General features: G+C 69.1%; 17 protein-coding genes and 3 pseudogenes. 7 read left to right on the top strand and 13 right to left on the bottom strand.

Features of this window, described 5'->3' with window-relative positions; translation table 11 throughout:
• Nucleotides 1-10: 10 nt before the first annotated feature.
• From ACFYZ8_RS26545 to ACFYZ8_RS26555, 3 genes and pseudogenes are all read left to right on the top strand, one after another.
• Nucleotides 11-232 (top strand): annotated as a pseudogene (locus ACFYZ8_RS26545) (hypothetical protein); the annotation flags it as partial.
• A gap of 98 nt (nucleotides 233-330) precedes the next feature.
• Nucleotides 331-489 carry an antibiotic biosynthesis monooxygenase gene (locus tag ACFYZ8_RS26550; protein WP_359040142.1) on the top strand — a complete coding sequence of 53 codons (159 nt, stop codon included), beginning with the start codon at nucleotides 331-333 and terminating at the stop codon, nucleotides 487-489.
• 379 nt (nucleotides 490-868) lie between these two features.
• Nucleotides 869-1,423, top strand: coding sequence for an ATP-binding protein (locus ACFYZ8_RS26555; protein ID WP_388539658.1), 555 nt, complete (start codon nucleotides 869-871; stop codon nucleotides 1,421-1,423).
• A 99-nt stretch (nucleotides 1,424-1,522) separates the two neighbouring features.
• On the opposite strand, the gene ACFYZ8_RS26560 is transcribed toward ACFYZ8_RS26555, so the two are convergent.
• The 4 genes and pseudogenes from ACFYZ8_RS26560 to ACFYZ8_RS26575 all read right to left on the bottom strand — a co-directional run bounded on the left by ACFYZ8_RS26560 (nucleotide 1,523) and on the right by ACFYZ8_RS26575 (nucleotide 5,574).
• Nucleotides 1,523-2,233 (bottom strand): hypothetical protein, encoded by a 711-nt coding sequence (locus ACFYZ8_RS26560; protein ID WP_388539656.1) that lies wholly within the window; start codon nucleotides 2,231-2,233, stop codon nucleotides 1,523-1,525.
• Between the two features lie 215 nt (nucleotides 2,234-2,448).
• A pseudogene (locus ACFYZ8_RS26565) lies at nucleotides 2,449-2,592 on the bottom strand (GNAT family N-acetyltransferase); the annotation flags it as partial.
• 279 nt (nucleotides 2,593-2,871) lie between these two features.
• Entirely contained in the window at nucleotides 2,872-3,984 is a 1,113-nt protein-coding gene (locus ACFYZ8_RS26570) for an alkene reductase (RefSeq protein ID WP_388539653.1), read from the bottom strand.
• A gap of 240 nt (nucleotides 3,985-4,224) precedes the next feature.
• Nucleotides 4,225-5,574, bottom strand: a complete 1,350-nt coding sequence (locus tag ACFYZ8_RS26575; RefSeq protein ID WP_388539650.1) for an aldehyde dehydrogenase family protein — start codon at nucleotides 5,572-5,574, stop codon at nucleotides 4,225-4,227.
• A gap of 174 nt (nucleotides 5,575-5,748) precedes the next feature.
• On the opposite strand from ACFYZ8_RS26575, the gene ACFYZ8_RS26580 reads away from it, so the two are divergent.
• Nucleotides 5,749-6,672, top strand: a complete 924-nt coding sequence (locus ACFYZ8_RS26580; protein ID WP_388539648.1) for a helix-turn-helix transcriptional regulator — start codon at nucleotides 5,749-5,751, stop codon at nucleotides 6,670-6,672.
• A 734-nt stretch (nucleotides 6,673-7,406) separates the two neighbouring features.
• Here ACFYZ8_RS26580 and ACFYZ8_RS26585 read toward each other — a convergent pair.
• Nucleotides 7,407-8,005: pseudogene (locus ACFYZ8_RS26585) on the bottom strand (IS5 family transposase); the annotation flags it as partial.
• 236 nt (nucleotides 8,006-8,241) lie between these two features.
• On the bottom strand, nucleotides 8,242-9,210 hold the full coding sequence (locus ACFYZ8_RS26590) for a LysR family transcriptional regulator (RefSeq protein WP_388539645.1): 969 nt from the start codon (nucleotides 9,208-9,210) through the stop codon (nucleotides 8,242-8,244).
• A 92-nt stretch (nucleotides 9,211-9,302) separates the two neighbouring features.
• Here ACFYZ8_RS26590 and ACFYZ8_RS26595 point away from each other — a divergent pair, with 92 nt between their 5' ends.
• The 3 genes from ACFYZ8_RS26595 to ACFYZ8_RS26605 all read left to right on the top strand — a co-directional run bounded on the left by ACFYZ8_RS26595 (nucleotide 9,303) and on the right by ACFYZ8_RS26605 (nucleotide 12,729).
• The gene (locus ACFYZ8_RS26595; protein WP_388539643.1) at nucleotides 9,303-10,148 is read left to right on the top strand and encodes an alpha/beta fold hydrolase; all 846 of its coding nucleotides are present in this window, start codon (nucleotides 9,303-9,305) and stop codon (nucleotides 10,146-10,148) included.
• Complete coding sequence (locus tag ACFYZ8_RS26600; RefSeq protein WP_388539640.1) at nucleotides 10,145-11,542, top strand: MFS transporter; 1,398 nt, start codon at nucleotides 10,145-10,147, stop codon at nucleotides 11,540-11,542. Before ACFYZ8_RS26595 ends, ACFYZ8_RS26600 begins: the two co-directional genes overlap by 4 nt.
• A 350-nt stretch (nucleotides 11,543-11,892) precedes the next feature.
• Nucleotides 11,893-12,729 carry a LysR substrate-binding domain-containing protein gene (locus ACFYZ8_RS26605; RefSeq protein WP_388539883.1) on the top strand — a complete coding sequence of 279 codons (837 nt, stop codon included), beginning with the start codon at nucleotides 11,893-11,895 and terminating at the stop codon, nucleotides 12,727-12,729.
• 109 nt (nucleotides 12,730-12,838) lie between these two features.
• Here ACFYZ8_RS26605 and ACFYZ8_RS26610 read toward each other — a convergent pair whose 3' ends face one another.
• From ACFYZ8_RS26610 to ACFYZ8_RS26640, 7 genes are all read right to left on the bottom strand, one after another.
• Nucleotides 12,839-13,822, bottom strand: coding sequence for an SGNH/GDSL hydrolase family protein (locus tag ACFYZ8_RS26610; RefSeq protein WP_388539637.1), 984 nt, complete (start codon nucleotides 13,820-13,822; stop codon nucleotides 12,839-12,841).
• A 176-nt stretch (nucleotides 13,823-13,998) separates the two neighbouring features.
• Nucleotides 13,999-14,670, bottom strand: coding sequence for a response regulator (locus ACFYZ8_RS26615; RefSeq protein ID WP_388539634.1), 672 nt, complete (start codon nucleotides 14,668-14,670; stop codon nucleotides 13,999-14,001).
• Nucleotides 14,594-15,850: a sensor histidine kinase gene (locus ACFYZ8_RS26620; RefSeq protein ID WP_388539631.1), complete on the bottom strand. Its 1,257-nt coding sequence runs from the start codon at nucleotides 15,848-15,850 to the stop codon at nucleotides 14,594-14,596. The genes ACFYZ8_RS26615 and ACFYZ8_RS26620 overlap by 77 nt, the downstream gene beginning before the upstream one ends.
• 104 nt (nucleotides 15,851-15,954) lie before the next feature.
• Nucleotides 15,955-18,207 (bottom strand): MMPL family transporter, encoded by a 2,253-nt coding sequence (locus ACFYZ8_RS26625; RefSeq protein WP_388539629.1) that lies wholly within the window; start codon nucleotides 18,205-18,207, stop codon nucleotides 15,955-15,957.
• A 285-nt stretch (nucleotides 18,208-18,492) separates the two neighbouring features.
• Nucleotides 18,493-20,010 (bottom strand): ATP-binding protein, encoded by a 1,518-nt coding sequence (locus ACFYZ8_RS26630; protein WP_388539626.1) that lies wholly within the window; start codon nucleotides 20,008-20,010, stop codon nucleotides 18,493-18,495.
• Nucleotides 20,007-20,711: a response regulator transcription factor gene (locus tag ACFYZ8_RS26635; RefSeq protein WP_359040172.1), complete on the bottom strand. Its 705-nt coding sequence runs from the start codon at nucleotides 20,709-20,711 to the stop codon at nucleotides 20,007-20,009. Before ACFYZ8_RS26635 ends, ACFYZ8_RS26630 begins: the two co-directional genes overlap by 4 nt.
• Before the next feature lie 48 nt (nucleotides 20,712-20,759).
• Nucleotides 20,760-21,536 (bottom strand): ABC transporter permease, encoded by a 777-nt coding sequence (locus ACFYZ8_RS26640; RefSeq protein ID WP_359040174.1) that lies wholly within the window; start codon nucleotides 21,534-21,536, stop codon nucleotides 20,760-20,762.
• Nucleotides 21,537-21,557 lie beyond the last annotated feature (21 nt).

Consider the following 21,557-nt stretch of genomic DNA (forward strand, 5'->3'; position numbering starts at 1 on the left):
AACTCGCCGCGGCCGAGCCCACCATCGCAAGGGCGGCGACCACAGCCTGGCGGCGCTGGAGTCGATCCGGGCAGCCCGCCCCGACATGGGCAGTTCTAACCACCCCAACCACACCGTGCTCGCCCGCAGACTCCAGGACTACCTGCGGTGGCGCAACGCCAACGCCCGCCATCCCGGAGTCCTGGCCGCCCAACGACGTGAACGCGGCAAGGTCCGCAGCGAACGCGACCTAATCAGGGTCGATTGTCGGATAGGTGCTCAGCATGGTGTTGAAGTAGCCCTCCGGGGCTTCTTCGAGGTAGTCCAGCACAGCCGGTCCCACAGCTCTACATGACGCTGATCTCCCTCTACGGTTTCCTGCGGCCCAGGCCGGAGCGTGCCGAGGAGGTCAGGCAGATCCTCACCTCTTTCGTGGAACCCACCCGGCAGGAGGAGGGAAACCTGCAGTACCACCTCGCTTTCACGAGTTCGTCGATGACCGTCTCGTAGTCGATGCCGAGATCGCCCCAGGCCTTGCCCTGCTTGTCGAGCCAGAGGGTGAGGTCGGAGAAGAAGACGGCCTTGCCCGGCCCGTCGGCGGGGTCGCGGGCCAGGCCGGTCGCGAGGTCGAGCGCGGTGCCGGCTCCCTTGCTGACGAGGCTTCGGGGGATGGTCTGCGGGGCGATGGCCAGGGCGCACTCTCCCCAGCCGTCTTGGGTCTGCTCCGGCCAGGGCAGCCCCAGCACGAGCCAGCCGTCCGGATGCAGCAGGGTGTTGCTCACCGCGTTCTTCCCCCTCGGTGGTGACCTCCATGATCTGTTCCGATCTTTCCGCCCAGTGGTGACAGCGGACAAGGCGGCCTCCGGTCAGCCCTACGCGGCCCGGCCGGATGAAGCTGCCCCTCGCGGCCGAGTCAGCCGCCGCGAGACCGTCGCTCTCGAACGACGCCTGCGCAAGGCGGAGTTCGAGCGGCAAGCCACCCTGGCGGACCTCGCCTTCAACGCCTCTTCGAAACTGCCCGCCGCCCAGATCCGAGACGTCGCGGCCCTGCGCCGGCTCCACTCCGGCGCGTCGAGTCCGTCATTTTGTTGGGCCCGGTCGGCGTCGGAAAGAGACACACGTCGCCCAGGCCCTCGGCCACCAAGCCGTCCGCCAAGGCGCGAACGCCCCCTTCACCCAGACCAGCAGCATCCTCGCCGAGCTCGCCGGCGGCCACGCGGACCGCACCTGGGACAACCGCATGCCCGAACTCATCCGCCCCGACCTGCTCATCCTCGACGACTTCGCCATGCGCCAGATGACCGCACCACAGGCCGACGACCTCTACGAACTGGTCTCCGAACCGCATGGCCGGTCCCTGATCATCACAGCAACCGGGCACCCAGCGACTGGTAACCCCTCTTCCCCAACCCGGTCGTCGCCGAGTCGCTGCTGGACCGACTGATCAACGCCGGCCACCAGACCATCACGAACGGCCCCCAGCTACCGCCCCCACAAGCGACCGAAGAACCCTATCGCCGACGGGACTTGATCCACGGATCACCTAGCCACGCAGCCAGACCCGCAGCGGGCCCACCGCCTCGAAGCCATGGCGGACGGCGGCATCCAGGTCCGCGCCGTGCTCATAGCCCACCAGGGGCAGGGTCGGGAACAGCCGGTGCACTGCGTCCAGCACCACCGGCCAGGCCCGGTCAGCGCCGCCCTCCACCGCGAAGACATTGGAGATTCCGACCACATGGTCGTTGCGGCTCGCCACCGCCCCAGCGGCCACCAAGCCGTCAGCGGAGTGTCCGACGAGCACGGACGTGGCCGGGTCATCGAGCAATTGGTGCCGGAAGAGGTCCGCGTTGCCGTCCCCGTCATCCCAGGCAAGGGCCCAGGCCCGCAGCATGTCCGGGCTGCTGACCACATCCCAGGTGAGATCCGGAGAGGTGGTCGGCGCGCTCGCCGGACGGTGGATCCACTGCGCGTCGAACAGCACCTTGAAGCCGGCCCCCTCCAGATCGAGGTCGGCGAAACTGTCCTTGACGCAGGCGCCGGGAGCGGCGGTATCGATCCGGTCCACCAGCGCGGCGGCATCGGCCCCCGGCACGAGCGTCACCGCATCGGGGTAGTACAGCGGCGGCCGGGACGGGACGGCCCACGCCTGCAACCCGAACTCGCCCGCCAAACCGTGCGATCGGCTCATCGACGCGCACCACTCGGCGTTGTTGCGGGCCGCGGCCCGGATCGCGAACTGCTTCATCGTCGTCACGAGTGCGCATCATCGCCTGTCTCGGCCCGGTCCGTCGAACAGTTTCCGTCAGCCAGGAGGACGCCCCACACACCGTCATCTCGCTGCGTTGCGCGACCTCGCGCACCGGCTCGCGGCTCTGGCCCCGTCACTCACCGGGCGTTCCTTCCGCGCGGTCCTGCGCACTGCGCAGGCCCCAGGCCCGGTGGCGGTGCGACGAAGCCGCCAGTCCAAGCTCAGCCGGAGGGAACCATGACCGGGGACCAGACGCCGAACCACTGCTCGGCACCCCACCCCTCGAACCGTTCCACCTCGGTGAAGCCCAGCTTCGCCGCGAGGCGGGTCGAATGGTGGTTGGCGGTCTGGGTGCGGAGCACCACAGCACGGGAGTACGCCAGCAGGCGGCCAGTGTCCCAAAGGCGCAGGCTGGTGAGGTGGAATGGCCCCGTGGACGTCGCCCTCGCGAGTTGTGAATGGGGTTTCGTTTTGTCCGTTGTCCCCTGCGGGCATGGCTCAGGGTCCTCCGGTGTGAAGGACCCTGGACCAGTGGTGGTGTTGGTTGGGGAGCCGTTGACGAGCGGTCAATCAGGTGCCAGGTAACTCGGGAATCGCCTCCGAGTGGGGCTGGCGCATGGACAGGCGTGGCGTGACCGGGGGCCTCAAGCCGCTTCGAGGAAGGGGTAGTCGGTGTAGCCCTCGGCGCCCGGGCCGTAGAACAGTTCGGGCCGTGGCTCGTTCTCCGGGTGGCCACCCTGCCAGCGCGCGACCAGGTCGGGGTTGGCGATGAGGGCCCGGCCCACGGCCACGGCGTCGGCGTGGTCGGCCTCGATCAGCTGGAGCGCCTGCTCGCGGGTGGTCTGCCCCCCGAAGGGGCCGTTGTTGACGATCAGCTTGCCGTCGAAGCGCCGCCGCAGTTCCTGTACAAGGTCCCCGCCAGGCTCGGCGTGCAGGACGGAGAGGTAGGCCAGGCCCAGCGGGCGCAGTTGGTCGAGCAGGGTGCCGTAGGTGGCCAGGACGTCGTCCCGGTCGGTCTCGAAAACGTCCCCGAGGTCGACCTCGGGCGAGATCCGCAGCCCGACCCGGTCGGCACCGACGGCCTCGGCGACCGCCGTGACGACCTCGACGACGAAGCGGGCGCGGTTCTGCGGCGAGCCGCCGTATCCATCGGTGCGCTGGTTGGCCGCCGGGGAGAGGAACTCCTGGAGCAGGTAGCCGTTGGCGCCGTGGATTTCCACGCCGTCCGCACCCGCCTCGATGGCCCGGCGGGCCGCGGTGACGAAGTCCTCCAGGGCTGCCCGGATCTCCGCGGTGGTCATCGCTTCCGGTACGGGGTAGGGCTGCTCGCCCTTCTCGGTGAACGTCTTGTTGTCGATGGCGATCGCGCTGGGGGCGAGGATGCGGCGGCCGCCGTTGATGTCGGGGTGGGTGCCGCGGCCGGCGTGCATGATCTGCAGGACGATGCGGCCGCCCTCGGCGTGCACCGCCTCGAACACCCGCCGCCAGCCGGCCGCCTGCTCGTCGGTGGCGATGCCCGGCTCACCGACATACCCCTGCGACGCGTGATCGGGGTAGGTGCCCTCGGTGATGATCATTCCGACGCTCGCCCGCTGCCGGTAGTACTCGACCATCAGGTCCCCGGGAATGCCGGAGGAACCGGCCCGGACCCGGGTCAGCGGTGCCATGACGATGCGGTTGGCGAGCTCGATCTTCCCGAGAGAGACGGGGGAGAAAAGCGATGGAATGGGCGAAACTTCTGACATTTTTACGACCATGGGTTTCTTTTCTTCTTTCTGCAATATGGAGGAAACGGGATGAAGGTCTGCGACGCAGGGGGTCCAGGCTGTCCTGACGGAGTGTGGGCGTTCGCTCCTGGGATCGGTGTCTGCAGGCCGCGCTGCGGCCGACTTCTTCTCCGCGCGGCGACGGCGATCTCAGTGATCCTCGTTCTCACCGGCCTCAGGTACGTCCGTCGACCGATCACCCATCCGGCAGCCTGTTTCACGAAGGCGGGCTCAGACGAGCGGTACGTCCGCGACAGCCTTGACGTGGCTGAACGTCTCGAGGGAGTACCGGCCGTGGTAGCGACCCATGCCGCTTTCGCCGACGCCACCGAAAGGCAGGCCGGTCATGAGCAGTTGCATCGCGGGCTGGCCCCAGGCGACGCCGCCGGAGGACGTCTCGTTCAGGAGGCGCGACTTGGTGGCCTCGGAGGTGGTGAAGGCGTAGAGCGCGAGGGGCTTGTCGCGTTCGTTGATGAAGGCGATGGCGGCATCGAGGTCGGCGACTTCGACGACGGGGAGGAGGGGACCGAAGATCTCTTCCTGCATGACCGGCGATGCGGGGTCGACATCGGTGAGCACGGTCGGTGCGATGAACAGGTCGTCGCGGTCATGCCGGCCTCCCACCACCGCCCGGCCGGAGTCCAGGAGGCGAGTGAGCCGGTCGAAGTGCCGCTCGTTGATGATCCGGCCGAAGTCGGCTGAGGTCTGCGGGCTTGTACCGAACTGGGCTTCGATCGCCACGCGGAGGGCGGGGACCAGTGCGGCGGCGGTGGCAGGATCGGCCAGAACGTAGTCGGGGGCTATGCACTGCTGCCCCGCGTTGCCGAACTTGGCGCCGGCCAACCGCTTCGCGGTCTCGTCCACGTCGGCGTCGGGCGCCACGAAGACGGGAGACTTGCCTCCGAGTTCGAGCGTGACGGGGGTGAGGTTCTTGGCGGCTGCGGCCATGACGACCCGGCCGACGGTGCCGTTGCCGGTGTAGAAGATGTGGTCGAAACGCTGTGCCAGGAGGGCCGTGGTCTCCTCGGCTCCGCCCTCGACCACGGTGAGCACGTCGGCGTCGAAGTACTGGCGCAGGAGGCGTGAAGCCACTGCCGATGTGTGCACCGAGATCTCGCTCGGCTTGGCCACCACGGTGTTCCCGGCGGCCAGGGCGCCGATGATGGGGTCGATGAGAAGGTGCAGCGGGTAATTCCACGGAGCGATCACCAGGACGACACCGAGCGGGTCGTACGTGGTGTAGGCCGTGGTCGTGGGACCTCCGAAGTGTGCGGGAACCTCCACCGGACGAGGCTGAAGCCAGCTCTCGAGGTTAGCCACCGTCTCGTCGATGTCGGCGACGGTGAAGTCGATCTCCTGTGTCTTCGCCTCGGCGGGGTTTTTCCTCAGATCCGCCCAGAGCGCTTCGAGCAGCTCCTGTTCGTTTTCGACCAGCAGGGCCCGCAGCCGCTGCAGCTGGTTGACACGCCAGTCCAGTGGGCGGGTGACGCCGGTGTTGAACGTCGTGCGAAGGCGGCCGACCACCTCCGCGGCCGGTTCGCTCTGACGCGTCCTCGACTCGGTCCCCTGTGTTGCGCTCATGAGGTGTGCTCCGTTCCTGATGCAAGCCACGCCCCGGCTGCCTTCCAGCCGGGCTCGGTCCCCAGCCTGCTGGACGATCCGGTATTCACCCAGGTCACGGCCTTGTGTACATCCGCTGTGACTACCACTGACTGGGGCAGGCTGGCGTGTGTCCGACCGTGGATACTCGGAGGCATGGACGAATACCCCGAACCGGTGCACGAGCCCGCCGACGGCGCTCTGGACCCGCGTGCCGAGCTCAGCGAGTTCCTGCGCACCCGGCGGGCCCGGCTGAAGCCGGAGGACGTGGGCCTGCCGGACTTCGCCCGGCACCGACGGGTGCCGGGGCTGCGCCGCGAGGAGCTGGCGCAGCTGGCCGGGGTGTCGGTGGGGTATTACACGCGCCTGGAGCAGGGCAACGGGCAGCACGTGTCGGCGGAGGTCCTCGACGCCATCGCCCGCGCGCTCGGGCTGAGCGACGCAGAGCACGCCCACCTGACACACCTGGCCAAGCCGAAACAGCACAAGAAGAAGCCGGCCGGCCGCACCCAGCGGGTGCGGGGCTCCCTGCGGACGCTGCTGGACACCATGGAAGGCGGCCCGGCGATCCTCGTGGGACGGCGGGGGGACATCCTCGCCTGGAACCGGATGACCGCGGCGGTCTTCGGCGACTGGGCCGAGCTGCCCGAGCACGAGCGGAACTGGGCGCGGCTGGTGTTCCTCAGGCCTGAGTACAGCGACCTGTTCGTCGACTGGGAGCAGAAGGCGAACGACGTCGTCGCTCAGCTGCGTATGGACGCCGGCTCCCATCCCAACGACCCCCGGCTGTCCGCGCTGGTGGGCGAACTCTCCGTGAAGAGCGAGGAGTTCAGGCGGCTGTGGGCCGCCCACGACGTCAAGGACAAGTGCCACGGCGTCCAGCGCCTGCACCACCCGCTCGTCGGCGAACTCGATCTGCGCCTCGAGTCGTTCCACCTGGCCGACAACCACGAACAGACGCTGGCGACCTACCACGCCGAACCCGGTTCCCCGTCGGCGGAGGCACTACGGCTGCTGGCCAGCTGGGGCACCGACGCGACACGGGCGGGAGCCGGGACGCCGCCGACACGCACGGCTTGACGACCTTCCGTCCATCATCGGTACGGCCCGGCACCCCGAAGATCTCGCCGTACGGCTGCCCGACGGGCGGGGGGCGCTGTCCAGGCGGCTGGCGACGGCACTCGCGTCCGTCACCGGCCCGCGCCTTGCCCCCCGGCCGGGTGGGCGTTCGCGAAGGCCCTCCTGACGCCTCCACGCCTGCCGTCGGCGACTTGGTGTGGAGGTCGTGGCGGGCACGGCCCGGCATGATCCGCAGCGGCACCGTCTACGCACCTCGCGCCCTTGCCTCGCCGCCTGACATCCACACCCACCCCTGCCCCCTTCCGAACCGCCGCACGGGGCTGCCCGCGCTGCGCCCAGACCAGCGGGAGTGTCCGCTTCGGGGGGACGGTCCCGGAAACCAGCACGAGTCCTTGCAGGGCACCCACACCAGGTCCCTACGAACCACGAGCCCGGTGAACCCTGCGTACGACCGCGCTGCTTCTGGGACCTCGGCCTGACCAGCCGTAAACGCGAAGGCACCGGCCTGGCAGTGCAGGTGCGGGCGGAGGTTCCGAAACTCCCGGCGGACTCGGGCCGGGGTGAGCCACCGCGCTCGGCGGTTCAGCGCTTCGTACATCGCGCCGTGTCCGCGCCGGTGCTCGGCCACCAGCGTCAGGTCCGCCGGCGAGGTCACCCGACCGGCGGTCAGGCTGTCGAATAAGACGGCGTTTCGCTCCAATGTTTGGTCCCTGGATGCCCCTTTTTGGAGGGTTCTAGGTTCCGCGCCAGGTCGGGGTGGATTCGGCGGTGAGGCGGCGGGTCATGAGGTTGATCATGGTCAGCTGGACCATGGCTTCGGAGCGGTGGGGGTGGGCTTCGTAGTCGCGGGCCAGGCGGCGGTGGTTCATGAGCCGGCCCAGGGTGCGCTCGACGGTCCAGCGGCGGGGCAGGACGGTGAACCCTCTGTTGATGGGGTCGCGCCGGACGATGTGCATGTCGATGCCGAGGGTGGCGGCATGCTCGACGAGGTGTTGGCGATAGCCGCCGTCGACCCAGGTCTTGCGGATGGTGGGGCCCGGCCGGCGACCGAGTCCTGCACGCTCGCGGCCGTGACCAGCACTGCCAGGAGCAGGCCGGCGGTGTCGATGACGATGCTCCGTTTGCGGCCCACGATCTTCTTGCCTGCGTCGACGCCCTGGCCGGCCGCGGGGACGTTGATGGATGTCTTGATGCTCTGTGAGTCGATGACGCATGCGCTGGGTTCGGCCTGGCGGCCTTCCTGCCTGCGGACTTGACGGCGCAGGAGGCTGTTGAGCTGGTCGAAGACACCTTCCTCCTGCCAGCGGGCGAAGTAGGCGTAGACATACATCCACACGGCCCACCCCCACCGTGGCAGCCCCATCCCTCCATGACGGCCTTGGAGTCCTGGCTCGGACACGAGCCCCAAAGTAGGTCGCGGGTAGCCGGACGAGCCCCTCACGGTCGATAGGACTACGGCTTCTCGCCGCAGCTGACGCCTGGGTGAACGTGCGATGGGGTTCTGGTTCAGTCGTGCCGACAGTGCGGCGGAGCTCGGTGCCGAAGCACAGGAACGGAGGTGAGGCGAAGTCAGGTAGAAGTCAAGGCGCCGTCGCCTTCCTCTTGTGGTCCGAGTGGGCCGAGCCGGTGGTTGAGCGCGGCACCGACCTCGGGGCAGTTCTGGCGGATGATGTCGAGGAAGGCGTTCAGTGCCGGGGAGCGGTCCCGGGCTTGGAAGGACAGGACCAGATCCGGCAGAGGTGTGTGCGGGGTCACCTCGCAGAACCACGTGCCCCGTCGTTGGGCCGTCAGCATGCGGGAGGGTCCCAGACCGACGCCCACCCCGCAGGCGGCGAGGCCGATGATGGTGTGGATGTCCCTCGCGACGGTCGCGCCGGAGAGCGCCGGGGAGTCCTCGCCCAGCAGGGTCCGCAGGCCGGTGACGACGGCAGGCTCGTCCTCGCCCGGCGCCACGATCAGCGGCTGTCGCCGTAGTTGGTCCACGTCCACCGACGACTGCCCCGCGTACGGGTGCGTGCTGCTCACGACCGCGACCAGGTGGTCGTGTCCGATCGGGACCGATACCAACTGCTCGGCCCCGACGCCTCGCGGACGGCCGAGGCCGATCGCGACGTCAAGTTCGCCGGCGACGAGCGCGGCCGTGCTGCGGTTGGTCGCCATCTCGTGCAGTTCCAGCCGCACGTTGGGCCGTTCGCGGCCGAACCGGCCGAGGACGTCCGGCAGGGGTTCGAGCAGAGCCGAGGCGATGAACCCCAGGCGCAGCCGTCCCGTCTCGCCGCGCGCTGCCCGAGCCGCGTCGACCGAGGCCGCCGTGATCTCGTCGAGCGCCCTGCGGGCCCGGGAGAGAAAGGCCGCGCCCGCAGCTGTCGGGAACACCCCCTGGCGGGTGCGGTCGAACAGGCGGGCGCCCACTTCTCGTTCCAGGTCGGCGATCTGCTTGGACAGCGGAGGCTGCGCGATGCCCAGCGCACTGGCCGCCCGGCCGAAGTGTGCGTGCTCGGCGAGGGCCAGTGCGTACCGCAGGTGCCGCGCCTCCATGCCAGCCTCCCAGTCATACCTCATATGTATCGCGGGGCAGCTTGTCAGATCTTTCGCTGGATGGTGAGGGCTGGGTCACGTGGAATGCGGTCATGACTGCTTTTTCTTCGACAGACACCGTCTTCGTCTTCGTGCACGGGGCCTGGCACGGCTCCGGGCAGTGGGCGGCGACGCAGCGCGCACTCGCCGCACTCGGTGCCGCGAGCATGGCAACCGACCTGCCGGGGCACGGCTTCGACGCGCCACTGCCCAGCGGATACCTCCAGCCGGGCCAGCCCGGCCTGCTGACCGAGAAGTCCGCGCTCGCCACCGTGACGATGGACGACAGCGCCGGGCCCGTGCTGGACGCGCTGCGCCAGGCCCGCCGCCACCGTCGTGTCGTGCTCGTCGCGCACAGCGCGGGCGGCGGCCCCGCGTCACTGGCCGCCGAGCGCGCACCCGAGCTCGTCGACGAGATCGTCTACCTCTCGGCCTTCGTGCCCGCCGGACGGCCCCGGTTCTTCGACTACCTGGGCTCGCCCGAGAACGCCACGGCACGAGGCCAGAGTCTGAACCTCGGCGACCCCGGAGAACTGGGCGCCGTGCGGATCAACCCGCTCTCCCAGGACCCCGCCTACATCGAGGAACTGCGGCAGACTCACTACCACGACACCCCCCTGGACCGCTTCGACCGCTGGCGCACGGCGCTGAGCCCCGATCTACCTCTGGCGATCCCCACCACCCCGGTCATCGTGACCCCGGGCCGGTGGGGGCGCATCCCGCGGATCTTCCTGCGCTGCGCGGACGACCGGGCACTGCCGGCGGCCGTGCAGGATCTGATGATCGCGGAAGCCGACCTGGCCATGCCCGGCAACCCGTTCACCGTGCGCACCCTCCCGGGCAGCCACAGCCCGTTCGCCGCCCGGCCCCATGAGCTCGCCGCGGCGCTGCTGCCGTGAGCGGCGGACGCCTCGTGCTGCCGGTGGTGCTCAGCGCCACTTTCGTGCAACTGCTCAACGTCACTGTCGCCCAGGTGGCTGCGCCGGCGATACAGGCCGGCCTCGGCGCCGGTCCGGGCGCCGTGCAACTGGTCCTTGCCGGATACACCCTGACGTACGCGTGCCTGCTCATCCCAGCCGCACGGCTCGGCGACCGGTACGGCTACCGCCGCCTGTTCGTGACGGGCACCGTGGTCTTCACCGCGGGCTCGGTGGCCGGCGCGTGTGCCCCCGACGCCGCATCACTGATCGCGGCCCGGCTGGTGCAGGGCGCGGGCAGCGGCCTGGTCGCTCCCCAGGTCCTGTCGCTCATCCAGGCCGCCACCCCCGCGACACGCCGGCCGCGCGCCCTCGGCCTGTACGGCGCCACCATGGCCGTCGCGTCACTGGCCGGGCCCCTGATCGGCGGCCTCGTCCTCAGTGCCGATCTCTTCGGCCTCGGCTGGCGGCCGGTGATGCTCCTCACCGTGCCGGTGGCGCTCGCCTCGCTGGCCGGAGCGACCGCGCTGCCCCGCACCCGCGGGGCGGACGGACTCCGCGTCGACAGGCTGGGTGCGTTGCTGGTCACCGTGGGAGCCGGCGCGCTGGTCCTGCCCCTGGCGCTGGGGCGGGAAGCAGGCTGGCCCTGGTGGACGTGGGCCGGATTCGCCGTGGCTGTTGCCGCCCTCGGCCACTTCGTCCACAGCCTCCCGCACCGGCCCGACCCGCTGATCCATCCCGCGGTGCTGCGTGACCGGTCGGCGCGCCAGGGCACGCTGGTGGTGTTCGTGTTCAACACGGGCGTGCCCTCCTTCACCTACCTGCTCTTCCTCCACCTTCAGTCCGCCGTCGGGTACTCGGCCCTGGCGGCCGCGCTGACGTCGGCACCGTTCGCCGCCGCCGCCGTTGTCGGCAGCAGAGCCGCGCCCGCTCTCACCCGCCGACACGGGCCGACGGTGCTCACCGTCGCGTCCCTGGTACTGGCCGGGATGTGCCTGGCGCTGGCCCCGCTCATCGGCTCGGCAGCGGGACGCCAGGCGGCACTGCCCGTGCTGGCCATCGGCGGAGCCGCGTTCGGCGTTTTCACCGCCTCGGTGTTCACGCTGGTCCTGGCCGAGGTGCACGGCCCCGCCGCCGGTTCGGTCTCCGGACTGCTGCCCACAGCACAGCAACTCGGCGGATCGATCGGAGTGACCGCGGCCGGACTCGCCTACTATGCCCCCGCCGCCGATGCGGACACCGCGTTCCGGCACGCCATGCTCTACCAGGTCGCTGCCTTCACGATCACCGCGCTGATCAGCCTCCGGCTCCGTGACCGGCCTGGCACCGAGCCCGTGCACGCCCATAGCAGCCACAACGGGAGGGCACGTATATAAGAGGTCGCTCTCTTTCCGAACCTCGTGTGCGGATTTCGCTGGTCAGACATGGGATTGCAGCTGTCACGGGATTCTCGGCTCGTTGCCGGCCAATAGGGGATGTTCATGGTTCCCGTTCATGGGCCACCGGTTTGCAGGGCCCCGTCGGTTGCGTGTGTGCGGGGTATGGGGCGATCGTCTCGCCTTCGGCGGGACCCACCACCGATACGGCGGGGTCAGCCTGCGTTTCGCCGGTCTTGGCTTCTTCGGTCATGCTCACGGGTGCACAGCCGGGGCTCTCCCCAGTGTCCAAGACCGATCCCGCAGTGCCGATACCTCGTCGGTATCGTTGCAGCGTGGAGCTACGAACCCTGCGTTACTTCGTGGCGGTCGCCGAGGAACTCCACTTCGGCCGGGCCGCCACCCGGCTGCACATGAGTCAGCCGCCGCTGAGCCGGGCGATCAAGCAGCTGGAGGCCGACGTCGGGGCCCTGCTGTTCACCCGCTCGCCTGTCGGCGTCACGCTCACTGCGGTGGGCACGGTGCTGCTCGACGAGGCGCGGGCCCTGCTCGACCATGCCGACAGCGTCCGCGTGCGCGTCAGCGCGGCGGCCGGCGTCGCGACCATCACCGTCGGCATCCTGGGCGACGGCACCGACCCGGGAATGACCAGGCTGGCCGCCGCCTACCGCCGACGCCACCCCGGCATCGAGATCCGCATCCGCGACACCGATCTGACCGACCCGACGTGCGGGCTGCGCGCCGGCCTGGTCGACGTCGCCTTGACCCGAGCTCCGTTCGACGAGACCGCCCTGACGGTCCGTGCGCTGCGGACCGATCCAGTCGGCGCGGTCCTGCGCGCCGATGATCCGCTGGCCCGCCGCGACCGGCTGCGCCTGGTCGACCTGAGCGACCGCCGCTGGTTTCAGTTCCCCGCGGGAACCGACCCCATCTGGCAGTCGTACTGGAACGGCGGCAAGCCGCGAGCGGGCCCAGAAGTGCGCGCCGTCCAGGAATGCCTGCAGGCCGTGCTGTGGAGCGGAACGGTCGGCCTGGCCCCGCTCGGACACGACCTGCCCGCGGAGTTGGTCGTGGTACCGCTGATCGACATGGCACCGAGCGGAGTGGTGGCGGCGTGGAACGAAAGTGACACCAACCCCTTGATCCGATCCTTCATCGAGCTCGCGACAGCCGCGTACCGCCACTGAACACCGGCAACGGGTGCTGCCGCAGCCCGTGAACAATTCGAACGCCGCGGCCCTCGGGACTGCCTCCCGAAGGGGTGAACATCTGCTGTCCCTTCTCGGGCTCTGCGCATCACCGGGGTGTGGGGGATGTGGTTCGCCTCGCTGCGCATGCTTCGACATGTCGGTTTGTTGCCCCCATGGCACGCAGGATGATCTGCGTGACTCCGCGTTGTCCGCGAGCGTTGGGGTGTATCGGTGCCGCCGGGCTACTGGGGATCAATGGCTCGATCCATCGTGTGTCCTGGGCTGAGCAGACGCCGTGCTCCCGGGATTCGGTTTCGGTGTCCACGTAGGTGGCGCCGGCTGTTTGGGCCTGTTGCCGCAGCACCTTGTTGACCTGGTCTTCCCTCTCCCACAGGTAGGCGATATCGCCGGGAGCAAGGGGAAGGGCGCGTCCGCATCCCGTGCCGCCGGGCGGCAGGATCGCGGGGTAGCCGACGATGTAGAGGTGCGCCCCGGGCGCACGCCGCCTGATCTCTTGCGTCAAGTCGGACAGTGCCGTTCCCAGCGCTGTCATCCGCTGCTGCGTCCTGTCGGTGCCGTCCTTGACGTAACGCTCTCGGCAGGGAGCGTCGACCGAGACGTCCTTGTTGCGAGTGATGAGCTTGTACGCCGTTCCCATGGTGAGGCAGCGGGTGAGCATGCTGCTGAAGCCGATGTCATTGCCTCCGATACCGACGGTGACGAGCCGGGTCCGGCGGGACAGGGCGGAGAGCTGTGCAGGATTGCGGCCGTCGTCGGTGGACTGAGGCGAGGTGAAGTCCGCTGTCGTCGCGCCGCTGCAGCTCATGTCGCGGAACATGCCCGGTTTGAGCTTGAGCCGGGCGGCGAGCAGCGCCGGGTAGTTGTGGTCGGAGCGGTCACAGCCAGCGGGTTTGCCGCTCTGAGCTGGTATGCGTGGACCGGAAGTGTAGGAGTCGCCGAGAGCGACATAAGGGCCCTGCAGGACGCTGTCCCTAGCAGTGTCGCTGTCCTGACGGGTCTCGGCGACGGCGACGGTCAGGACTACTGCGGACAGGAGGATGCCGGTCAGAACGAAGCGTGGGTGCGTCACGATGTCTTGTGTCCCGTCTTCTGAGTGGCTTGATCGGTCAGGGACAGGGCATGCCCGATGCCTGCGAGAGCGGCAGCGTCGACAAGGGATGGCGGCCCTGTTGCGGCGTGCGGCGGGGGCTCGGCGACTTGGCGGCGTCCCTGGGGGCCGGTGAAAGGCGCTGGTCGCCTCGTCTGTCACCGCGGCGGTTGCGTCAGACCGGACTGGTAGGCGAAGGCGACGAGCTGTGCACGATCGCGGGCGCCCGTCTTGGTTTTGGCGCGCTGTACGTGGGTGCGGACGGTCAGAGGGCTGAGGAAGAGTTCCTCGGCGATCTCGTCGTTGGATTTGCCCTCCGCGACCACGGCCAGCACCTCGCGCTCTCGCGGAGTAAGGCTGCTGAATCGCTCGGGGGCAGGGGCGACGGAGGTGGGCACGGGTAGGGCAAGGAAGCGAGTGATCAGTGAGCGGGTGGCTACGGGTGACAGCAAGGCGTCACCGGAGGCGACCGTGCGAATGCCGTCGAGGAAGGCGTCGGCAGTGGTGCTCTTGCCGAGGAAGCCACTCGCACCCAGGTGCAGGGCCTGGGCGACGTGCTCGTCGGTCTGGAACGTGGTGAGGATGAGGACGCGTGTGTCCTGCAGCTCGCTCTGGTCGCAGATGGCGGCGGTCGCGGCCAGTCCGTCGGTGCCGGGCATGCGGATGTCCATCAGAACGACGTCCGGGCGGTGGATGCCGACCAGCGTGATGGCCTGCTGTCCGTCGGCGGCCTCGGCGACGACCTCCATGTCGTCACAGGAGTCGATCAGCACCCGGAAGGTCGCTCGCAGCAGGGCCTGGTCGTCGGCAATCAGTACGCGGATCGTCATGGAACTCACTCTCTGCTCTGGCGCTGATGGGAAGTTCGGCCGTGACGGCGAAGCCGCCCTCCGGGCGGCGCCCTGCACGGAAGCGGCCCCCGGCGGACTGAGCGCGCTCTCGCATGCCGATGAGACCGAAGCCTCCGCCGGGTGCGCGCGGGGGCGCGATCGGACTGCTGTCGTTGCTCACGGTGATCGTCAACTGCTCCCGGGCGTAGGCGAGGTGGACATGTGCCGTGTTCACCGCGGCGTGTTTGGCAACATTGGTGAGCGCTTCCTGCACAATGCGGAAGGCGGTCAGGTCTACCCCGGCCGACAGGGGCTTCACGGGGCCTTCGACAGCGATCGTGATGTGCAGTGCGGCGGCGGCGAAGGCGGCGACCAGGTCAGGAAGCCGGTCAAGTCCAGGTGCGGGATTGAGCGATTCCTCTGCGGTCTCGGACTGGCGCAACAGGCCCACGGTCGCCTCGAGTTCGCGCAGCGCTGCCGTGGTCGTGTCGGTGAGTTCGGTGAGGATGCGGCCGGTCTGCGCGGGATGAGTGGAGAACAGGTGGGCGGCTGTGCCGGCTTGGGCGTTGGCGAGGGCCATGTGGTGGGCCACCACGTCGTGCAGTTCCCGGGCGATGCGGACGCGTTCTTCGGTGACGCGGCGTTGTGCTTCCTCGTAGCGGGTGCGTTCGGCGTCCTCGGCACGGGTGCGGACGGTGTCCATGTACGCGCGGCGCGCTCGCACCGCCAATCCGTGCAGGATGGGCAGCAGGATCCAGAAGGCCAGGCTCACCGCCTCGTTCGCCCAGGGCTCGTCCTCCGCATCCCAGCGCAGGGCAGTGGGCACGAGGATGACAGCAGCCAGGAGACCGTAGAGGCGGATGGTCTGCTGAGAAGCTTGGAGAGTCAGTTCGTACAGGGCAACGATGACCGGGAGCAGCAGGAGGGGGCCGAAGGTGCTGCCCTGGGCGCCTGCGACGGCGGTGCCGAGGGTGGTGAGGACGACAACGGTGCCGGGGTGTCGGCGGCGCGCCGGCAGGCTCGTACAGGTGACTGCCGCGAGGGCGAAGCCCGGCCACCACAGGGTGTCGTCGCCGGCCCGGCGGTACTGGTTGCTGGTGGCCGCATAGATCAACAGGAGGAAAGCCGCTTCGACGAGGCGGGGGTGCCGATCGATGCGACGTCGCAGGCGGGTGACCATGGTTTCTCCGCAGTGCCGTGACCGAGGGCTGAAGAAGTGGACAGAGTGGAGGCCAGTCCGGGCCGCTCTGGACTGGGTCCGAGCGGCCCGGGCCGGCACGTTCGTCAGACCTTCACGGAGGCCCGTGGATCGTCGGCAGGCAGATCATGCGGCGCGGAGGCCTGTTGGGTGAGTGCTTCGCCCTCGACGTCGACGCGGGGCATCAGCCGGTCCAGCCAGCGTGGGAGCCACCATGCCCGCTTGCCGAGGAGCGCCAGGACCGCGGGCACGAATGCCATACGGACGACGAAGGCGTCGAAGAAGACGGCACTGGCCAGTCCGAAGCCGACCATCTTGACCAGGGATTCGCCGCCCGTCATGAACCCGCCGAACACCGCCATCATGATCAGCGCTGCTGCCCCTACGACCTGGGCGCTGTGCCGGAAACCGGTGACGATGGCCTGGCCGGGCCCTTCTCCGTGGATGTGTGCCTCGCGGATCCGGGAGACGAGGAAGACCTGATAGTCCATGGCGAGGCCGAAGACGATACCCACCAGGAAGATGGGCATGGTGCTCATGATCGGGCCGGTTTCGTCGACGCCGAAGACGCCGGCTCCGTGGCCCTGTTGGAAGACCGTGACGATCGCGCCGAGAGCCGCACCGACGGACAGCAGGAAGCCGAGCGCTGCCTTGAGCGGCACCAGGATCGAACGGAAGACCAGGGCCAGGAGGAGGAAGGCGAGACCGACGACGACCGCGAGGTAGGGAATGAGGGCGTCCTGCATCTTCTGGCCCACGTCGATGTTCAGGGCGGTGGTGCCGGTGACCTTGAAGTCGGCGCCGGTGGCGGACTCCACCGCAGTGCGCTCACTGCGGATGGTGTGCACCAGGTCCTGCGTCTGCCGGCTGGTGGGTGCGGTCGAGGGGACAGCGGCGATCACCGCTGTGTCTTTCGCCTCGTTGAACCGTGCCGGGGAGACGGAGACGACTCCCTTGGTCTCGGCGAGCTTGTCGGAGACCGCGGTCACGGCCGCCCGCGGGTCCTTGGCCTTCTTGACGTCGACGACCACGGTCAGCGGGCCGTTGAAGCCCGGGCCGAAGCCCTCGGCGAGCGCGTCGTAGGCGCGGCGCTCGGTGGTTGCGGTCGACTTGGCCTCATCGCCAGGCATACCCATCCGCAGGTCCAGCGACGGCACCGCGAGCGCCCCGAGGCCGATCACCGACAGGAGCAGAACCGGCAGCGGGCGGCGCACCACGAACTGCGCCCACCGAACACCCCGGGGGGCCTTCGTGGTGGAGCCGGCCGTCTTGGTCCTGCCGACAGGGCTGAGGATCTTGGTGCGGGTGCGGCGTCCGCCCTTGCGGTCACGGCGCGAGAGCACCGCATTGGGCCAGAATCCCAGGAGTGCCGGCACTGCGGTCAGGGCGATCAGGACTCCGACCATGACTGCGCCTGCCGAGCCGATACCCATCTTGCTGAGCATCGGGACGCCGATGACGGACAGACCCAGCAAAGCGATGACGACGGTGAGGCCGGCGAAGACGACCGCGCTTCCGGCCGTGCCCACAGCCAGGGCAGCCGCCCCCTGCGGCTCGTGTCCCTTGGCCCGCTCCTCCCGGTAGCGCGAGACCACGAACAGGGAGTAGTCGATGCCGACGGCGAGGCCGAGCATCATCGCCAGTTCACCGACCGTCGAGGAGAACCCGAGGGCACTGCTCAGGGCGGTGATTGCGGCCAGGCTGATGCTGACGCCGAGGACGGCGGTGAGCAGGGGGAGGCCGGCGGCGGCGAGTGAGCCGAAGGTGATCAGCAGAACCACCGCGGCGACGAGAACACCGAGCATCTCACCCGCGCCCTGCGCGGCTTCGGTCTCCAGCGCGGAACCGCCGACCTCGACGGTCAGGCCCGCGTCCCGGGCCTGCTCGACCGCCTTGGTCAGGTCCGTCTTGCTGGCGTCGGTGAGCTCGTCGCCGGCGACCTTGTAGGTGACGGTGGCGTACGCCGTCGACTTGTCCTTGCTGACGGCGTTCGTGTCGAAGGGGCTGGTCGCGTCGGCGACCTGTGCCCCGTCGGCCACCGCGGCAACGAGTTTGCCGATGGCCGAGCGGTTGGCGGCGGCGGTGACGTCCGAACCGTGTTCCGCGACGAACACGATGCGGGCCTCGGCACCGTCCGCTTCGGCGCCCGGGAAACGCTCATTGATCAGGTCGAACGCCTGCTGGGATTCGATGCCGGGCAGGGAGGACGAGTCGTCTGGTGCCTCGGACGCGGTGGAAGCCCCGAGGAACACGGCGGCCAGCACCGCCACCCAGGCCAGCACCACTGTGCGGCGCTTGCGGAAGGCCCATTGGCCCACCCGATGCAAGAAAGTCGCCATGAAGGACATCTCCATATCTGGATATCGGGAACGTCTCTCACCCTGGCGGGCAGGCCTCTCCATGTCGTCGGCCCTGTCGACAATCCCCTGTACTCAAAAACAAGTAGGACTCGGCGGGTGTCTCATCTCCCGCCGGTAGTCCCCCAGCCGCGAACGGCAGAAGGGGCGCGAACAGAAAGGCGACACACCTGGGTGGAGCACGCCATCGGTGGGTCTTGGATTCGGGTATGCGTCGGCTACATCCGGCCGTTCGCATCGGCCGGCCGAGGAGTTACCGCGCTGTCCTCAGGAATTGCTGACGGAGCTGTCGGGATGCAACGGCAGCAGGACGCGGAACGTGGCGCCCTCCCCCGGCACGGAGCGGACCTCAACACGGCCGCGGTGAGCGGTCACCAGGGAGCGGACGATGGACAGTCCGAGACCGGCACCGCCAGTCTGTGTGCGGCCGCGAGCGGTGTCGGCACGGTAGAAACGGTCGAAGATGTGGCCGGTCTGCTCGGCCGCGATTCCTGGCCCCTCATCGCTCAGCTCCAGGACTGCCTGATCCTCCAGCGTGCCGACACCGATGCGTACCGGCGTGCCGGGCGGGGTGTGGGCGATGGCGTTGCCGACGAGATTGGAGGTGACCTGTCGAAGTCGGGACTCGTCGCCCAGGACGGGGGCGCCACCGGGCGGACCGCCGCCCGGGCCGGTCAGGGTGACGGGACGTTCGGGGGCCAAGGCCCGTAGGTCGTGCAGGGCGTCGGCGGCCAGGGTGCGCAGGTCCATGGGGGTGAGACGAAGGGTCGGATGCACATCACCGGTGGCCTCTTCGTCGAGCCTGGCGAGCAGCAGCAGGTCCTCGACAATGCGGGCGAGGCGGGCTGCTTCGCGTTCGATACGGCTCATGGCGGCATCGACATCGGCGCGCTCGGGCATGCCACCCATCCGATACAACTCGGTGAAGCCTTTGATCCCGAACAGCGGGGTGCGCAGTTCGTGGCTGGCGTCCGCGACAAAAGTGCGCATGCGCTCGTTGGTGGCGGCGCGAGCGGCGTCGCCGGCTTCGATGCGGTCCAGCATGCCGTTGAGCGCGGCGGACAGCCGGCCCAGTTCGGTGCGCGTCGTGTCCGGCTGCGGGACCCGGCTCGACAGATCTCCGCCCGCGATGGCCGCTGCCGTCGTCTCGATGCGCCGCAGCGGCCGCAGACCGGCCCGCACGGCGAACCAGGCGATGATGCCCAAGCAGACGAGCACCAGGGAATCGATCACCAGCATCCACACGCCCAGCTGCCGGATCGTCGTGTGGACCGGCGCCAGAGAACCGGCCACGACGACGCTGCCGACCTCGTCCACCTGGGTGTCGTGGTCGGCGGCCAACTGGGCAGCGATGACACGCCACTCATCGCCGTCACCCTTGCCCAGGACCTGGAAGGGGTGCTGGTCTCGGGCCGCGATCGCTGCCGTGTCCAGGACCGGAAGCCGTGGGGTGGCATGGGTGGCCGGACGCAGCGTACGCCGCAGATGCCCTTCGGCATCGAGGTAGGCGACGTAGACATCGCCCGCCAGGTCGCCCTCCACGGCATCGCGCGTCTCCGGTGCCGACTCGCCGGACGTGTCTTCCGTGTTCGACAGCCGTGCCGCAGTCGTGACAGCGGTGCGCAGCCGGTCATCCAGCTGCTGCACCAGTTGCCGTTGCAGCAGGGTGACGAGCAGGGCGTTACTGGCCAACAGGGCGGCGATGACCAGCAGCAACGTGATGGCCACGACCCGCCCGCGCAGCGACAGACGGCTGATTGGCCCGCGCGTGGCAGCCGCACTCATCCGCGGGGCCTGCGCAGGACATAGCCGGTGCCACGCACCGTATGGATCAGCTTCCGTTCGCCGGTGTCGATTTTGCGGCGCAGGTAGCTGATGTAGGAGGCGACGATGGAGTCGTCGCCGTCGAAGTCGTAGTGCCAGACCTGGTCCAGCAGCTGATCCCTGGACAAGACCTGGCCGGCGTTTTCCATCAGCACGCGCAGCAGGTTGAATTCGGTCGGAGACAGCTGCACCGGCTCGCCGCCTCGCGTCACCTGGTGGCTGTCGAGATCGAGTTCCAGGTCGTCGACGACCACGAGCCCATCGAGCCGGCGGCCGCTGGTGCGGCGCAGCACGGCCTGGATGCGCAGGATGAGTTCCTCGAGGTTGAAGGGCTTGGTCACGTAGTCGTCCCCGCCGGCCCGCAGGCCGCTGATGCGGTCCTCGGCTGCGTCCCGGGCCGTCAGGAAGAGGATCGGCGGGTGCCCGCTTCCGGAACCGGACGGATGCTCGCGCAGGCGGCGTGCGACCTCGAAGCCGTCGAAGTCGGGCAGCATCACGTCCAGGACGATCAGATCGGGGCGCTTGTCGCGGACCGCTTCCAGGGCCTGGCCGCCGGCTTCGGCCGAAATCACTTCGAAGCCGGCCAGCCGCAAGCTGGCAGACAGCAACTCACGCAGCGTGGGCTCGTCCTCCACCAGTAGCAGTCGCTGTGTCGTCGTCATGGCACCCGTCCCCGGCTGATGATCCTCTGTCTTCACTGTCCCGCCTTGCTAGGCGTCACGCTTGCGGAACACGACGAACGCCGCCGTCATCAAGGCCGCCACGCATCCGGCCATGACGCCCACGCCTGCCCAGGGACTCAGCAACATGGGGTCCTGATAGCTGGTGATGATCTGCCCGCCGGCGATCGGCGGCCAGTACTTCGACACCCAGTCGCCGAGTCCTGCGGGCAGGGCCGGGGCGAAGGCCTGAACGATCAGCATCACGCCGAACAGCGTGGTCACTGTTGCCGTGGTGGAGCGGATCACCGTGCCCAGAGCCAGCCCGAAGAGCCCGGCCAGTGCCAGATACAGACCACCACCTGCGATGCCACGCAGTGCCACGCCGTCGGAGAGTGTCAGGTGCGGGGCGCCCGCCCCGGACAGCGACGCCTGCCCCACGAGAAACCCGGCCAGTGACACCGCGATCCCGACCGGGAGCGCCACGCCCACCAGCACCACAGCCTTGGACACCAGCACCCGCGCCCGGTGCGGAACAGCGATCAGGGTGGGGACGATCGTGCGCGCACCGTATTCCGAGGTGATGACCAGGCCGCCCAACAGGCCGAGCGCGATCTGCGCAAGCAGGTAGCCGCGCAGGCTGGTCGCCAACGGGTCGAACGAGGCCTGGTCCGCGGGACTCAGGTCCGCGAACTCACTGCCTGCGGACGAGGCGTTCAGCGCAGCAAGACCAATGCAGAACGCCAGAGTGCCCAGGATCACGTACACCGTCGACCGCATCGTGCGGATCTTGATCCACTCGGCGTGCAGGCAGTGCCAGAAGGTCACCTTCCCACTCCGCGCACGGTC

Source organism: Streptomyces sp. NPDC001668 (genome assembly GCF_042893155.1).
In the GTDB taxonomy this organism is placed as follows: Bacteria; Actinomycetota; Actinomycetes; order Streptomycetales; family Streptomycetaceae; genus Streptomyces.

Bases quoted from the DNA above. Each gene is read 5' to 3' on its own strand.
- ACFYZ8_RS26550 (WP_359040142.1), top strand. From the start codon at position 331: ATGACGCTGATCTCCCTCTACGGTTTCCTGCGGCCCAGGCCGGAGCGT.
- ACFYZ8_RS26555 (WP_388539658.1), top strand. From the start codon at position 869: ATGAAGCTGCCCCTCGCGGCCGAGTCAGCCGCCGCGAGACCGTCGCTC.
- ACFYZ8_RS26570 (WP_388539653.1), bottom strand. From the start codon at position 3,984: ATGGTCGTAAAAATGTCAGAAGTTTCGCCCATTCCATCGCTTTTCTCC.
- ACFYZ8_RS26575 (WP_388539650.1), bottom strand. From the start codon at position 5,574: ATGAGCGCAACACAGGGGACCGAGTCGAGGACGCGTCAGAGCGAACCG.
- ACFYZ8_RS26580 (WP_388539648.1), top strand. From the start codon at position 5,749: ATGGACGAATACCCCGAACCGGTGCACGAGCCCGCCGACGGCGCTCTG.
- ACFYZ8_RS26590 (WP_388539645.1), bottom strand. From the start codon at position 9,210: ATGGAGGCGCGGCACCTGCGGTACGCACTGGCCCTCGCCGAGCACGCA.
- ACFYZ8_RS26595 (WP_388539643.1), top strand. From the start codon at position 9,303: ATGACTGCTTTTTCTTCGACAGACACCGTCTTCGTCTTCGTGCACGGG.
- ACFYZ8_RS26615 (WP_388539634.1), bottom strand. From the start codon at position 14,670: ATGACGATCCGCGTACTGATTGCCGACGACCAGGCCCTGCTGCGAGCG.
- ACFYZ8_RS26620 (WP_388539631.1), bottom strand. From the start codon at position 15,850: ATGGTCACCCGCCTGCGACGTCGCATCGATCGGCACCCCCGCCTCGTC.
- ACFYZ8_RS26625 (WP_388539629.1), bottom strand. From the start codon at position 18,207: ATGGCGACTTTCTTGCATCGGGTGGGCCAATGGGCCTTCCGCAAGCGC.
- ACFYZ8_RS26630 (WP_388539626.1), bottom strand. From the start codon at position 20,010: ATGAGTGCGGCTGCCACGCGCGGGCCAATCAGCCGTCTGTCGCTGCGC.
- ACFYZ8_RS26635 (WP_359040172.1), bottom strand. From the start codon at position 20,711: ATGACGACGACACAGCGACTGCTACTGGTGGAGGACGAGCCCACGCTG.